1 protein-coding gene is annotated in these 488 nt (G+C 67.4%); it reads right to left on the bottom strand.

The window, feature by feature from the left end:
- Nucleotides 1-51 precede the first annotated feature (51 nt).
- Nucleotides 52-390 (bottom strand): hypothetical protein, encoded by a 339-nt coding sequence (locus ACYQ1K_RS27935; protein WP_459986896.1) that lies wholly within the window; start codon nt 388-390, stop codon nt 52-54.
- Nucleotides 391-488: the final 98 nt, after the last annotated feature.

Here is a 488-nt window from a genome sequence, read left to right as displayed (position 1 = left end):
GACCCCGGCGTCCCCTCAGAGCCCTGAGCGAACGAGCCACCCCGGCATCAATTACGCGTCGGCCGGTGCGGCTTTCAGAGTGCGTGCGACAGTCAGAGCCAGGACGACCCCGCCGAGGCCCGCCAGCCGGACCCATTCGAGCGCGGCGCCGTGGGCTGTTGCCCACGAGTACAGGTCGAGCGCGCCTCGTCGGGCTGATATGAAGGCCGCGATGTAGAAGCCGGCGACTGCAGTCCAACACAGAGCCGCCGCCGTTCCGGCCACGGCCCACAGGCCCCGTCGCCGCAAGCGAAGGAACCAGACCAGCAGAAAGGCAGCGAGCGCCGTCTCAATGACCAGGCGCACGACGAAGTCGCCTGGAATCTCGATGAAATACTGGTCGGAGGACACGGCGGAACGCTAGTCGGTTCTCCTCGCGGGTGCTGGCGAACCTACCCCGCATGCGTCCGAATTCTCCGGGATCAGCGCACTCCGTGCCTGCGGCACTC

The organism is Nocardioides sp. AN3, from assembly GCF_054653495.1.
The sequence above is the reverse complement of the archived record's forward strand: the minus strand, read 5'-3'. Positions and strand labels throughout refer to the sequence as shown.